At 64.5% G+C, this 400-nt stretch carries 1 protein-coding gene; it reads left to right on the top strand.

Features of this window, described 5'->3' with window-relative positions; translation table 11 throughout:
• Nucleotides 1-400, top strand: a 400-nt coding sequence (locus tag AC5ZG1_RS44590) for a methyl-accepting chemotaxis protein (protein ID WP_496136599.1), incomplete at both ends; no start/stop codon positions are given.

Genomic DNA, 400 nt, shown 5'->3' with positions numbered 1-400 from the left:
TGGCCTCCAACATCAAGCAGAATGCCGACAATGCCGCCCAGACGGAGAAGATCGCGCGTCAATCCGCCAAGGATGCGGAAGCCAGCGGCGAAGCCGTCTCCCGCGCGGTCGATGCCATGCGCACGATCGCCCAGAAGATTAGCATCGTGCAGGAAATCGCCCGTCAGACCGATCTGCTTGCCCTCAACGCGGCGGTGGAAGCCGCTCGTGCGGGTGAACACGGCAAGGGTTTCGCGGTCGTCGCCTCGAAGGTGCGCAAGCTGGCCGAACGCAGCCAGCCAGCCGCCGCCGAAATCAGTTCGATGTCGAGCGATACCGTGACGGCCGCCCAAGAAGCTGGCGAGATGCTCGGCCGCCTGGTGCCCGACATTCGCAAGACGGCGGAGCTGGTTTCCGAGAT

It is taken from the genome of Bradyrhizobium sp. Leo78 (assembly GCF_059512425.1).
The sequence above is the reverse complement of the archived record's forward strand: the minus strand, read 5'-3'. Positions and strand labels throughout refer to the sequence as shown.